Consider the following 649-nt stretch of genomic DNA (forward strand, 5'->3'; position numbering starts at 1 on the left):
GCCGAACCCGCCCCGTGCCGCAGTCCCCGGTCGTCGAGTTGGTCGGGGGACATCCCCGCGGCGACCAGGGCCCGACGCTCTTCGGCGGGTTCCAGCACGCTCATCGGCCCCGGGTGGGCGGGGTCGCCGAGCACCACGGCCCGGCTCGCGCGGTAGAGGGCGGGCAGCACCTCGGCGGCCCTGGTGCGCTCGGCCCCCACCACGATCACCAGGTCGTAGAGTCCGGCCTGCGGCGGGAGGGCGCGGACCTGGTCGGTGCGGCACATCCACGTGGGCAGTGTGTCCAGCAGGTTGGACACGCCCGGCCAGCCGGTGCCGTGGTGCCAGTTGAGGGTCTCCAGACGGTTCTCGATCGCCGCCCGGCCACGCCAGAGCCGTGGTTCGGTGACCGCGCTCAGACAGGCGGAGCTGGACCTGCGGTGTCCGGCCAGGGCGTCGGTCAGCCCGCTGGTGAGTTCACCGAGCGGGGCGCAGCGGGTCCGCCGGTCGACCGCCGCCCGCCAGTCGCTCTCCATCCGGGCGACCGCGCACAGCCTGGCCAGGCTGTCGGGATCGGTGCTCACGCCCAGTTCGCGGCGGATGGCGGCCCGGTGCTGGAGGCCGACGAATCCGCCCGCCCCGGCGCGTTCGGCCCGGTGCAGCCAGTACT

The 649-nt window shown here is 75.0% G+C and carries 1 pseudogene; it reads right to left on the minus strand.

The window, feature by feature from the left end:
* Nucleotides 1-649 (minus strand): annotated as a pseudogene (locus D471_RS34645) (DNA helicase); the annotation flags it as partial.

The organism is Nocardiopsis lucentensis DSM 44048 (assembly GCF_000341125.1).
Lineage (GTDB): Bacteria > Actinomycetota > Actinomycetes > Streptosporangiales > Streptosporangiaceae > Nocardiopsis > Nocardiopsis lucentensis.